6 protein-coding genes are annotated in these 13,300 nt (G+C 65.9%); 4 read left to right on the forward strand and 2 right to left on the reverse strand.

Annotation, left to right across the window (positions count from 1 at the left end; genetic code table 11):
• Positions 1-1,110: 1,110 nt before the first annotated feature.
• The 4 genes from WME83_RS47490 to WME83_RS47505 are packed head-to-tail and all read left to right on the forward strand — an operon-like array spanning position 1,111 to position 8,676.
• A complete protein-coding gene (locus WME83_RS47490) occupies positions 1,111-3,921 on the forward strand; it encodes an AAA domain-containing protein (RefSeq protein WP_437316321.1) in 2,811 nt (936 codons plus the stop codon).
• A 29-nt stretch (positions 3,922-3,950) separates the two neighbouring features.
• Positions 3,951-5,360 (forward strand): hypothetical protein, encoded by a 1,410-nt coding sequence (locus WME83_RS47495; protein WP_437316322.1) that lies wholly within the window; start codon positions 3,951-3,953, stop codon positions 5,358-5,360.
• The gene (locus WME83_RS47500) at positions 5,357-6,940 is read left to right on the forward strand and encodes a phospholipase D-like domain-containing protein (RefSeq protein WP_437316323.1); all 1,584 of its coding nucleotides are present in this window, start codon (positions 5,357-5,359) and stop codon (positions 6,938-6,940) included. Before WME83_RS47495 ends, WME83_RS47500 begins: the two co-directional genes overlap by 4 nt.
• Positions 6,937-8,676, forward strand: a complete 1,740-nt coding sequence (locus WME83_RS47505; protein WP_437316324.1) for a sigma 54-interacting transcriptional regulator — start codon at positions 6,937-6,939, stop codon at positions 8,674-8,676. Before WME83_RS47500 ends, WME83_RS47505 begins: the two co-directional genes overlap by 4 nt.
• Before the next feature lie 8 nt (positions 8,677-8,684).
• On the opposite strand, the gene WME83_RS47510 is transcribed toward WME83_RS47505, so the two are convergent.
• Together WME83_RS47510 and WME83_RS47515 are read right to left on the reverse strand one after the other, a co-directional pair.
• Positions 8,685-10,562: a nuclease domain-containing protein gene (locus WME83_RS47510; protein WP_437322120.1), complete on the reverse strand. Its 1,878-nt coding sequence runs from the start codon at positions 10,560-10,562 to the stop codon at positions 8,685-8,687.
• Positions 10,534-12,606 (reverse strand): hypothetical protein, encoded by a 2,073-nt coding sequence (locus WME83_RS47515; protein WP_437316325.1) that lies wholly within the window; start codon positions 12,604-12,606, stop codon positions 10,534-10,536. The genes WME83_RS47510 and WME83_RS47515 overlap by 29 nt, the downstream gene beginning before the upstream one ends.
• Positions 12,607-13,300 lie beyond the last annotated feature (694 nt).

A 13,300-nucleotide genomic window follows, 5' to 3' on the forward strand; every position in this document is an offset into this window, starting at 1 on the left:
CGGTTCAGGAGCAGGCGCCGCACCCTTTGCTCGATCTCGGGCCCCTGCTCGGGGGTCTATGTGATGCGGTCAAAGGCGGCGAGCAGCTCCGCCTCGAAGCGCGCGCCTGCCTTCTCGTCCCGCTACCAGTGCCAGCGGAAGGCTTCGCGGGCTTCGCGCTCGGCCTCTGGCGCGAAGGACAGGACGCGTCGAGCCACGTCAGCCTCGCGCGAAGATGCGCTGCCGGGCTTCTTCCCACGGGATCGGCTGGGTGCACCCTGCCCGGAGACCCTCGAGGCGAGGCAGAGCCTCCTCGGCCCACGCGTGCTCGCTCTACTCGGGCGCCTCCTCGCCCACGCTGTCGAGCAGGCGGAGCGCGATGACGCGCCGCTCGCTCTCGGGAAGCTTCAACGCCTCGTCGAGGAGCTTCTCGGCCAGGTTCCTCATCGAGCGCAGTGTAGCAGGGCCGGTCGCGCCTCGGGAGGTTCAGGTCGGGCGAGCCGAGCCACCTCGGGCAGGCCGCGGCGGAGAGAGGAGGGGCCACGGCGGCGGTGACCTCGCTGACGCCTCGGCCGTGAACAGCCAGGTGCTCAGGGTGAGCATGTTCCTGCTCGGCGTCCACCTTGGCGATCGTCAATTCTCCGCTGGATCTGCGTGGAAACGCGTCTGGCATGTCGGGTGCTCCATGGCTCGACGGAGGTTACCGACGATGCTTACGAGTCTTTCCACTGTCTGGTCGCGAACGACGAAACACTTTCGCGCGCGCAGCGCGCAGCGCCGCTTCTGCACCGAGGTCTGCGAGCTCATCCTTGCGTACGGCTGCGAGTTCCGCGCAGCAGGAGCCACGCACCTGGTCCTGATCGAGCGCCGACTTCCACCCGAACTGCGCGGCACCGAGACCGCCCAGCGTGCGCGGGGCTGGATCCTGGTCCTTGCAGACGACGGCACCCCGCTCACCTGCTATCGGAGGACCGACGCCGTGCGCTTTCTTCGGCGGAAACCTAAACGCCGTCTCACGCTCGAGCAGCGGGGCCGCGCTGCTCATACTGCGCGTACCCGTGGGATCTCGGATATAACCGTTACGGCGAGGCGGATGGAGGCTGGCATGAGTAGCCGGAGGACCAAGGTTGCATGCTGACCCACCGCATCGCTCGCCATGCCGCGTCGCAGGGGGTCCTCCTGCCTGCGCTCGAGCCGCCCTTTCACGTGGGCCTCGCTGGCTCACTGCGGATTGACGGCGAGATCCCACTGGTCCTTACCAACAGTGCGCGGAACGCCCTTTATGCCAGCGGCGCCGTGCTCGACCAGCTCCTCAACGAGGCTGGCCAGGTGCTGACTGCTGTGCAGCTCAAGGACACCCGGGGGGCCCCACCGCTCGAACCGCTGCTCGCCGGGGAAGCACTGCCCGACGGGTACGCCCTTCTCCTCACCGCCGCCGGCTGGCGTTTCATCGTCTTGCCGGCGGAAGGTTGCCTGCGCGTCGTCAACGCCGTGCAGGGCGATCCGGCTCCTCCGGCATTCGCGCTGCTGCTGATCTCCCGGTTCCGGGTTGGGCCGGTAAGCTCCTTCGATCCGCTCCCCGTCTTCCGTCAGATCGCCGGTCAGCTCCAGCTGAGGCGTATGCTCCCCGAGGTGAGTGCAGAGCACGAGGCAGATCGTGCGTTTCTGCTCCGATACCGTCGCTACCTCGAGGCGGTTCGGGACAACGCTCGGCAGGAGCGCCCCGAAGTCAGCTACGAACTTGTAAGCCGGGTTCCAATACGCCTGGCCATCGTCGGCGAGCGGTGGCCTGCTGCCTTCACCCGACCGCGCGTCCAGATCGAGCTCCCCACCTACGGGGGCCAATCGCGCCGCGTCGATGTAAGCGGCCTCGACGACGACCAGTCGACTTTGATCGTAGACGATGCTGATGCCGATGAGATGATCCTCGAGCAGGGCGTAGCGCGTGTCGCGGACCCCACCGCTCCGCTCCGTCGCATGCTCGAGTCGCTGCAGGCGCTCGCGGAGGGGCATCGCGAGGAATACCTCCGCCTCCTCGACGTCATCCGCCGCGCTGAAAAGCTCGGTCACGTGTCCCGCTCCGGCGCGATGTTCCCGCGCATCGGCGCCCCGAGTGCGGAGAACCGCCGGCAGCACGAGGCCGTCGCGATGGCGCTAGCCTGCCCCGACCTCTGCCTGGTCCATGGCCCTCCGGGTACAGGCAAGACCACCGTCATCTGCGAGCTCATCCGGCAGCTCGTGGCCAACGGACAGCGCATCCTCCTTGTCGCCCCCACCAACGTCGCGCTGGACAACGTCCTCGAGCGGATCGGTCACGAACGGGGTATCTTCGCTCTACGGCTCGGGCACCTCGACAAGGTCGATGAGCGTCTTGTCCATTACCTCGTTCACCTGAGGGAGGCCTCATTGCGCGCCCAGCTCATCGCGGGCCTTGGCGAGGCGCTCCAGGATGCCGACCCGCGCGACGCCGTGGTGCAAGTTCAGCAGGCATTCCGTGACGAGATCGAGCATACGAGGGGCCTGGGTGACCTGCTCCTGCTCAACGCGAACCTGATCTGCGCCACGCCAATTGGCATCGCCATGACGCCGGCGTTCCGTACGCCCGAGCCCATCTTCGACGTCATGATTATGGACGAGGCCGGTAAGGCGACGCTCACCGAGTTCCTCGTCCCCGCGACGCGGGCGAAGCGATGGGTGCTTGTCGGGGACGAACGCCAGCTCCCTCCCTACGTCGATCTGGATGAGCTGACCGCGATCACGCGGGTGAGGGTCAAGCGCTCCGAGGGGGATCAGGATACGTTCGAAGCCTTTGATGAGGAGCGGCTCCAGTACCTGGCAGGCATGCTGCGGCGGCATTTCGATGAGCGAATGCACCCGGACGAGAGCCGGAGGATCCGGGTCTGGGGCGGTCTCCTCGCGGCCGTTTTCGACGAGGACGATGAAGGCGTCGACGCGCTCTGCCGCATTCCGCCGCACATAGACCGCTGGCGCGAGATCGGTAGACAGTATGCAGAGACCGGCATGTTGCCTGAGGAACTCGCAGGCGTGGAGCTCGTAGCGCCAGGAGCATTCGCATTGCGTGCCCGCCTCCTGGCCGAGCTTCTCGAGATGCAGGAGGTGGCGATGACCGGTGCCTTTGAGTTCCTGAGAAGCTTGCCGGCTTCCCGCGTCGTGGGCCTAAATCACCAGTACCGCATGCGTCCCGAGCTTGCCGCGTTCTCCGCCCGCTGCGTCTACCCGCAAGGGTACCACTCCGCCGAGAGCACCCATGCGCTCCACCTCCCCATACCTACGCTGGAGAAGCCCTCCATCTGGATCGACACCGCGCTCCAACCTCTTGCGGAACGCTATGAGTACCCGCGGGATCGCGAGTGGCAGGGAGGCGATTACCACAACCTCCTTGAGGTGGACGTGGTCCGCGAGGTCATCGAGCACTGTATCGCATGGGCCGAGCAGGGCTGGCGCATCGATGCGCGCGGGCGGGAGCGCGCCTTCGAGATCGGCGTCGTTTCATTCTACTTCGAGCAGGCGCGGCGCTTGCGAGACGCCCTGGGATCTCTCCTCGAGCCGGAACGTGGCGACGGTCCCTCACGCTGGCGCCTCCGTGCGCCTCGCCCCGCTGCCAACGGCGCAGCGATAGAGATCCACGTCAGCGTGGTCGATCGGTTCCAAGGGCAGGAGAAGGATGTAATGATCATCTCGGGAACGCGGAGCAATCCGAAGCGACTTCGCGGTCACGTGAACAACCTGAACCGCCTCAACGTCGCAGCCACGCGGGCCCGCTATAAACGCATCTTCGTCGGCGACGCCTCCACCCTCGTCCGCCAGGGAGATGATCCTCAGGCTAGGATGGACCTCCTGACCGAGCTCTTCCGCGACTCGGAGCACAAGCAGATCTGGGGGCGGCGTCTCTCGCGCCCGAGCAGGGGAGCGCAGCGATGACCGGTGGAGCGATCGATCCTACCGGGCTGATGTCACTCCTCGACGCGGACCCGGCCGCTCGCCCGGTGGCCCTCTTCACGCTCCCCGTGAAGAGCTACCTCGTCGAGTTCGCGTCGCTCGACTTCTTCGCGGAAGAGAGGCTCTCTCCCGCACATGGCGCGATCCTCGCGCTTGCCCAGGCCATGGGGCGGATCTCCGCGGATGACGTCCGCACCTTCCTCGGCCTCGGCTGGGAGCTTTCTCCGGCGCTGGTCGCTGCGCTGGAGCGCAAGGAGCTGCTCCGCCCTGTGAATCGCCCCGAGCAGCAAACGGCTGTGGCCGAGGGGTGGCAGACGCCCTGGCAGGGCTCGGCCGTGCTCCGCTCCTTCTTGGAGCGGATGGGCCTGCAGCAGGCCAGGCGAGCGCCGACGTCTACCACCGCACGCCGGCTTCAGCCGCCGGGCTCCAAGCCGCTGCCCCCGTATGAGCTCACGCCGGCCGGCGTCGACGCGCTCGCCGCCGGTGTCCGCCGCTATCTCGAATGCCGCCCCACACGTATGTGGCTCGCGGCCGAGCCGCTCTGCTTCCTCGGCGCGCCTTCCGAGTCGGCGGGCTATGCCGCCGCGCGGCGCAGCCCACCCCTCCCGACGACTTCGGTCCCGGCGTCGCTCCGGATCCTTGACGAGCTCCTCGCTCTCGAGCCGACCTCGCGCGAGGCGGCCATGGGTCTTCCCGCGGGGAACCTGGAAGCCGAGAGACTGACCGGCCTGGCTCGCTGCACCCCAGGAGCGAGCTGGCAGTTAAGAGACGCGCCCTCGATGTGGAATGTTTATCTCGTGATCACCGGACGTGTGGGGGCGCGATCACGCGATAATATCGAGTGGAATGCGTCTATTGGGCTGCGACGCGGGTTTCGGGACAGCCTGACGCTGAAGCCGGTGCGCCACCTCGACGGCCGGCTCGCCGAGCTACTTCAAGGTTTCCTCGACTCCACCTCTGAGGATCTTGCCCGCGTTGCTCGCCTCGTGCCGGCAGCCGCTTCGCCCGAGCACGCCGGCATCCCCGTGCTCGTCGAGACACCGGCGATCGAGGGGCTACTTGGCCGCGCGGATCGTCCGCAGACCACCTGGTTGTCCCTTCCGCAGGCAGGGGATGACCCTTGGCAGCGGTGGATCCATGTCCGTGCGCTGCCCGCATCGCAGGCTGCTGCGCATGAGGCCCTGCTCGCGCTCGTCGCACGCCGTACTGCAGCGGCGCGTGGCTCCCTCAAGTCTACTGTCGAAGCGGTCTGGAGCGATCTCGTCTCCTTCTGGCGCATGCCGCACCTCCGTCCACCGGACGACGCATGGGTGCGTCGCCGACTCTGGGAGCGACGCGAGCTGCGGGGCACGCTCTGTGCTGAGCGTCTCGACCGTGATCTCATCGCCCCATACGCAACGCCAGCAGGAGGAACCTCGTGAGCAACGCTCCTCGCACTGTGGAGATCGGCCCGCAGCGCCTCCCTGGCGTGTACTTTCTGCCGTCACGTGCCCCGCTGCCCGCCTGGCTCGATCCCTCGACTGTCGCGGTGCCCCGGGGTGCGACGAACCGTGCAGCGTACCTCGTCACCGACGATGTTGCCGGCGCCGATCCCATCCGTAAGGCGCTCCTCGACGCCATCGGCCGTGCCTCCTGGAAGGTCCTCTTCTGCAGCTTCCTGTTCGCCGATCCGGCCATTGTCGACGCGCTCGTCGAGGCCGCGGAGCGACTCCAGGGCGGCGTCTATGTCCTCACCGCGCTGAGCACCAGCCTCCGGGTCGCCACCGGGGAGCTGGATGACGATCTCCTCGACCTGCCCGCTCAACGACGGGAGCAGAAGGAACGCGATCGCCGCGATCGCCACTTCGCCCACCTCGATCGCCTCGCGCGCGCCGGTGTCTGGCTTCGTAGCGCATCCGACAGCCACGCCAAGCTTTGCGTGGTCGATGATGAGATCGCCGTGGTCACCTCGGCCAACGCCACGCCGGAGGCCTACGAGGACAACCCCGAGAACGGTCTCCTGATCGAGGACCCAGACGTAGCGCGCGAGCTCGGCCGTCTCTTCGCGCACGCCTGGATCCATTTCACGGATCACGAGTCTCCGCCGGGCGTGCTTGATCTCAAGGAGCGCGGCAAGCGTCCAGCGCCGCCTCCCTGGCGCCGCCTCGCTGGACATGAACCTCTCTGGCCCATCGCCACCCTGCGGCGCGAGGAGACCTCGATCCGCGACGCCACGCTCGCCCTGCTGCGCGGCGCTCGCCACGAGCTCGTCATCGCCTCCTACAGCGCGATAGCCCTGCGCGATCACGCGGTCGGCCAGGCGCTCAGGGAGGCGGCCCTCGAGCGCGAGGTGCGGGTACTCCTTGTGCTCCGCCCCAACAACCTCCGCGCCGATCAGGTGGACGCGTGCAGCTTCCTCTTTGACGGGATTCCGCAGGACAGGTGGGTCCTTTGCGGCCATGAGCGAACCCACGCCAAGGCGATCGTGGCCGATGGCGAGCGGGCGCTCCTCTGGACCGGCAACCTGGATGGTAAGGTGGGGTACGATGATGGTATTGAGGTCGGCGTCATGGTTACGGATCGAGCGATTGCCACGGCAGCGCGAGACCATGTTCTCGATATCGCACAGCGAGCGGGCTGGCGCGGCGTCCTCGCCCCGACCCTGGGCGAGGTCGCGACCTCCGTGCGCCGACGCCTGGACGGTGCATGGACGCTGGCCCTGCCCCCCAACATCCGTCCGGGCCCCGCGGCGCTCGCGCGTGAGTTGGGTCGAGGCCTGGTGCATTACGCCGAGCTCGACAGGGAGATGGTGGCGCTCCGTGCTGGCGAATTCGAAATCTACGCCCGTCGCGACGAAGCGCAGCGCCGGCTCACCGTGGAGCGTATCGCCACCGCGCCCCAAGCGGTCGCGCGCATGGAGGGCCTGGTGGGCGGTTGCACCCTGACGTTCGAGGAGCGCAGCGCCGCCGCTGCCCCGTCCAAGGCTGACGCGCCCCGGCGACGAGGGGGAAGAAGGCGATGAAGCGCGATAACGTCATCCTGGTGTCGTGGGTGAGCTTCGGCAGCGACCCCTATATCCGTGATCGGAAGGGAGCATACCAAAAGAACAAGCAAGGGGAGCATATTCCCGGTCCTGCGCTCGAGCTTCTTACGAATGGACACTCCCCGTACCGAGGTAAGGTCGAAAAGGCATACTTCTTCGTCCGACGAGGGCCCGACGATGAGGTAGGCGAGCGCGAGATCCACCGTCACGAGATAGAGGTCTTCGAAGAGCTTCGAAAGGAGATCCATAAGTGGGCCCGGCAACTGGCAGTCGTGCCTCTCATCTGGGAGACGCGGGACGCGCCCACGGCCCACCAGCCCCTCCTGAAGTTCACTGCCGACTGTCTACGCCGGGTTCGTTGCGACCATCCCGAGGCGACGCTTCTTGTCAATCTCAGCCCGGGCACGCCGCAGATGCATACCACTTTACTGGTCGCGCTGGGCGCTCGCTGCGCCGGCGACCGCGTCGTGGCTGTGCAAGGAATCCCGCGTGACAAGCGTCGGGAGCCGGAGCGCATCCTTGAGGAGGTCCCGTGGGATCTGCTCGACCGGCTCAACGTTGGCGAGTCGCGTCCCGAGGTCGAAGCGGGCCGCCCTGCGTGGAACCTCGAAGCCGCGCGCTCCCCTGCTTTGCAGGAGCTGCTCGCCCGTATCGAGGAGGCCTCGCGGGTGCCGTTTCCGGTGCTGATCCATGGAGGCCGTGGCAGCGGAAAAACCCGCGTAGCCGAGCGCCTCCGTGCTCGCCACCTCGCACATCGCGGTCGCGTGGGGCAGGGAAGCTGGGAGTTGCGCATCAACTGCGCCGCCCTGCACCGAGAGCTGCTCCAGAGCGAGCTCTTCGGCCACACGAAGGGCGCCTTCACCGGTGCCCTGAAGGCCAAGAAAGGACTTCTTGAGCTCGCCGACGGCGACAGCATCTTCCTTGACGAGATTCACCACCTGGAGGCTGACGCCCAGGCCAAGCTTCTTGTCGCCCTCGAGCGCCGTGGGGAATTCCGGCCCTTGGGAACCGATCACCCGAAGTACTCCAGGTTCCGCCTGATCGCGGCCACGAACCTCCCTCTCGCCGAGCTGCGCAGGAAGCTGCTGCCCGACTTCTGGGACCGCATCGCCGACTTCGCCCTTCGGGTCCCTAATCTGGACGAGTGCCGCGACGATCTCGACGGCATGTGGCGGTGCGCACTCCGGGATGCCTGCGACGATGTGGCGGCTGTGCAGGCGAGATCGCCACAGGACGCCGCAAGCCGCGCCACCGAGCTCTTCGAAGGCTTCCGGGAGGAGCACCACCGGGTCATCGTGAAGTGGCTGGGGGCGCAGGAGCTGACGGGGAACTGGCGCGATCTTCAGCGGCTCGCGCGTCGTCTCGTGGCGCGCACAACCGGCCCGGCTCCGTTTCGCATGGTGAACCGCGGCGAGCTTCAGCAGGTCCTTGAGGTCGAGCGCGTGGCTCACGCGCCCGAGGTTGCTGGCGCCGGCGCATCGCCGGAGGAGCTGCTTCCTCCGCCGGAGCGAATTGAGGCGTGGATGCGCGCGTCGGCGGAGGAGCCCATTCCGATGGAGGAGATGTGTGACACGTTCGAGCGTCGCCTGATCGAGGCGGCGGTTCGGGTGAAGGGAAGCGAACGCGCGGCGGCCACGCTCGTGGGAGTCGCCCAGACCACTTTCAACAAGCGACGCAGGAGCTTGAACGAGCGACTCGCCGAGCGACGCCGCTAGGGCAATGATCAGCCCGGGAGTTGCGGCGGCTGCAATAGCCCGAGCAGCTGGGCAACGGCCTCTTCCAAATACGGGGCGGCCTGACTAAAGGGAGAGAACGGGAGGGCGCCGACACCGCCGGACCGACCAAGCAACGCGGCGTCCGGCGAGGGTCCTCCAGGTCCGCCGTCTGCCTGATAGAAGACCGGCTTCGTACCCGGGAACAGAATGAGCGCCCAGCCGAGCGCGTGAGGGGTTCGGGCGCGCAGCGCGTCGCGGTACGCATGCATCACCTTCAGATCATCGTGCTTGACCAGACCTTCCATGGCATCGTCGTTGCCAGGATCCAGGTCGAGGTCGACGCGGTACTTGGCGTCGAGCAGGTGCACCGACGGCTTAGGTCCGTCAATCGTCAACGCCAGATCGGGTCGGAAGCTTACGCTGTAGGAGCTGTAGGGGGCATTCGCTCCCGCAGGCGTATTGTAGAAGACGGCCACGCGCCGCCCGTCCTTCAGGGTCGCATCGTGCCGGAGGCTCCAGGCGAGCTTGCCGACCTGGAGCACCGGATCCTCGATGGGTACTTCCAGCCGGATATCGCGGCTCTCGCGAGCGGCCTGGTTGACGATGTGGCACAGCGCGAACCAGCATGCATACTCGTAAAGGTCGAACGCCTCGCGCAGGGGATCATGGAGGAGCCTTTCGACGGCAGGGGGCAGCGCCAGACCGGCATCGAGCTGCGTCCACGCCCTGAGAAGCGGGCGATACAAGGGATCCTGCCGCAGGACCGGGGCGTCCAGCGTGAGCTCTCCGGTCTGGCTCACCCCGGCCAGCGCAGGGTGATGGCGCACCTGCGAGGCGAGGGAGCGTACCTCGCGCGCGCGACGTCGCCACCCGAGCGCCCCCAACCAGCCGCCGGATAGCTGTTGCTCGATGGCGCTGGCAAGCGCCTCGACCCGCACGGCGAGCCGCACGGCCAGGCGGTTGGGCAGCGTGTCCGGCGTTCGGATGGGGACGCGATCGCGCACTCGCCGCAGCCGGCCTTCGGGGTCGAAGGCGCCCGGCAACAGCGCTGGTCCGCGGGGCCCGTCGAGCGCCGGCCGCCGTGCTAGCTCGACGGGACGGGACGGCCACGTGATCTGCAGCGCCGAGCGCGGTTCGGCCAGGAGCGCCCGCCACGCGTCGGCCACCCCCTCGACCTCCAAGAGATGCTCGAGCAGCATCAGGGTCTGGAGGGGCGATCGCCCTCGGCGTCGCCCCACACCGAGCGGGAGGGACGTCGGACCGCCGAGCCTGCGGACGAGCGCGAGGTGACGCTCCCATACGTACCGCAGGAGCTCCTCGATGGCTGCGACGGGATCGTCATTGGCCGGGTGAAGGGGGAGCTTGGTCGAGAGGACGATGATTGGGAGTGACACGCCATCGCAAGTTAGGACAAGCTGCCCCACGGCATTGCGGAGTGAGAGGATTCGCGCGTTTTTGCTTCCGCAATGCTCCAGCCCGTCAGTGTGACCTGCCGCGGTCACGCTGACCCTGAAGCTCTGCGCGCTCGGACAGCGTACGATCCACGCGCTGTTCTCTGCCACGCGCAGGACGCCATCGAATAGCGGGCTTCTTCGATGGCTGCAGGAGATCCGCGGAGCGCTCCCATCATCCGTGGCTTCGAGCAGCTCCACCTGGACATTGGTTCCTATGATTGAGCGCTCGATGAGCAGCTCTTCCCCGTCATCGGACCGTTCGCGAGGCTTCCACTTCTCATCCGTGTCGACGCTGGAGAGCTCGAATAATGCGTCGCCGTCGTGCATCACGCGGATGGCTTGGAGGTCGAGCCTCCTGGCGCTGGAGTCCTGACTGGAGCGCATATTCAAGCCCGTCACCAGCTCAAAAGAAGCCGGTGAAACCGGTGCCATCAAGCTTGAGCAGCATGTCAGCGGCCTTACGTGCTGCTCGCGGATAGTGGCTCTCCTTCGTGCTCGCGGCGTCGCGCACTTTCTCTCCAAAACCTTCTTCGACCAGCTTCCGCAGCTCTAATCGTTTGTCGATGCACTTCTGACGATCTGGCCCTACGATGGCGAGCGCGAGGAGATCGAGCAGCACCGGCTCGGCCTGGCCGCGCGGCCCGCGCACTCGGGGCAGGACCTTGTTCCGAAGCTGCAGGTCGAGCTGGGCCCTGATGTCTTCGTCCTTCCAGGTAGCAGCGTCCGGGCCGAGGTGCTCTTGAAGGAGCAGGACGATCTCCCTCGCCGCCCGGTAGCCGAGGTGCAGCGTGTACGGCTGCAGCGCGTTCTGGATGGCGTCGAACCAGGGGCTGAGCTTGGTCCAGATAGGCTGCCAGTTCCAGACCTCGAACACGAGCTTCAGATTCACCTCGATGAACTCGAGCACACAGGCACGATCCAGCACCTTCGGAGCGAATGAGAATGTTGTCTCATCTACGTTGACAGTCCCAATGACGCATAGGCCGGGGGGCCACCCGATCGAGGGTGGCACCTCGACGGAGGGCTCACTGGCAAGGAACACCTGCTCCCCTGCATCGTGTAGGTGGATCAGCGCTTTGCCAGGTTGTTCCATCGCGCTGAGCAGATCGCTTCCATAGTATTCAAGTCGACTTAGGTTCATCTCATCAAGTATCAGGACGTGTCGGACCGGCTTGCGCAGCGAGTCGCTGGTTCCTGAGTTCACCCATGTCCTCCATGCATCGAGCACGAGGCGTAGTGCCGGTGTGCCGTAAAACACCTTATCACGCAGCCACCCCCACAGGCTCGCCGCTTCATGCCAGTCTGGGCGCACCGGGGCGAGGCCGAAAGATTGAAGCGGTTGTTCGCTGCTTACATCGACCTTGTCATCCACAGCATCGGTGCTAGCGCCTTCGTCTGCACCGGATGTATCTTCGGAGTCTCCCTCGCCGGATTCCGCGTCGTATTCATCTTCGTCTTCTTCGTCCTCATCGCTGGAGTCGAGCAGTGGTGTGGTGCCGTTTGCGTGAGCGCTCGCTCGAAAGATATCATCCCCGAGCGGCTCGACAACGAGCCAGTTAGGCTCAGTTGCCGCCTTGGAGATGAAGCTGCCGGGCGTCTTTTGGTGATCGAGTAATCCGTCGACGAGATCACGGACGGTTTTGTCGCTAGGCGATGAGCGTAGCAGCCCCGCAGCGCGGGCCTGGCCGATGCGAACTGCAAGCTCTGTCTTCCCACTTCCGCTCACACCAGCTAGCAGTACGAGCGGTCGTGCTCTCGTGGCAGCGATGAGTGCCTCCACTACCTCTCGCCGTTCTAGAATACGTCCAGGGCCATGAGCGCTGTGCGCTGCTGCTGTCCTGCTATCATCTGGAATAGCTGCCTGCAAAGCGCGTGCTTGGTGTTGATGATGATTGAGATACTGTAATGCACACGCTAGCACGAGTTCCCGATGTGCATCGGCGATCTCTTTGAGAAGTGCGTCCGCTATAGTGATAGTGCGAGTGTCCGACGTGGAAACAGAATCCGATAAGATAATTGTTTGCGTATGTATTATGAGCGCGCTATCCAGGTCGTTTGCTGTTTTTCCTCTTTCGTTATTCTTGTGCTCCGAACGTCGATTCTTTGGGTCGTTTTCCAGGAAGTTTGTAATGGCGCTCAGTCCATCTGGGATCGCCTCAAAGAACCAATCTTCTCCTTTTATTCTGCGTAGCCAAAACTCTACTTTTAGACCGAACTGGTCTTTCTCTTTCGATGTGGCTACTCGGAGATTCACACCGCCCAACGACACCCGAGCCCACGCGCTGTTTGTTTGCCCCGCCCACTTGGGGCCGTTTCGTTTCGTGCCCGCTGACAACGGCGGACCTAGATGTGTTAGGATGCTATCGCGAATATCTGTTGTGACCTTTTGCATCACGTCGTAGCCGTGTCGACGTTGTTCGGGGCCGCGAGCGAGCGTGGTCAGCGCGGCGAGGGCGCTTATCGAAAACGTGATCATGTTGTACCCGTTCCGATCCGTCTGCTTCCGGCCAGTCTACCAAACTTTGCCACTCCTGCGGACTAGAACAGCTTGGCTCTCCCCCGCCCGTGGTGATTCTCCACCCGCACGCGCCCCCGCCGGCCCGCATGCTGCCCCCGCTGCCCCGGTAGCCTGCAGCGCCCGCACGGCCTTCGGACTCTATTGGCTCCCGGACAACGAGCCGTTCGGCTCCGAGTGGCCCGGTGCCTTCACCGGCCTGCTCTCGACCACCGGTTCAGCCGCCCTGCTCGCTTCGCTTGCCCCTGCCGCCGTCCTCACCGACGCCGCCTTCGTCGGGGGGCACACGCGCTCGCCGCCGCGCCCGCCCTTGCCGACCTCGGCGCCCGCATCGGCGCTGTCGGTCCGGCGGTTATCCTCGCCTTGGGCCGCCATGCCGCGGGCCCCGAGACCTCGACCTCGCTGACCGGGTCCTCATTGTGACTGCCGAGCCTGCCGAGCGCCAGCTCTTCGGCCCCCTCCTCCTCATTGGCCCCGCCGTGTCAGGGACCGGCCTATTGGATCGCGACCGGGATGGCGAAACGGATCGGCCTCGGGCCGGCCAAGTGGATCGGTGTCGGGTCGGCCAAGCGGATCGCGATAGGTAGGCGCCTGACCGCAGGGAGGGCCCTCGGAGGGAGAGAAATTGGGTCGAGTTTCCGGAATGCGTCACACG

This window comes from Sorangium sp. So ce385, from assembly GCF_051474135.1.
Lineage (GTDB): Bacteria > Myxococcota_A > Polyangia > Polyangiales > Polyangiaceae > Sorangium > Sorangium cellulosum_D.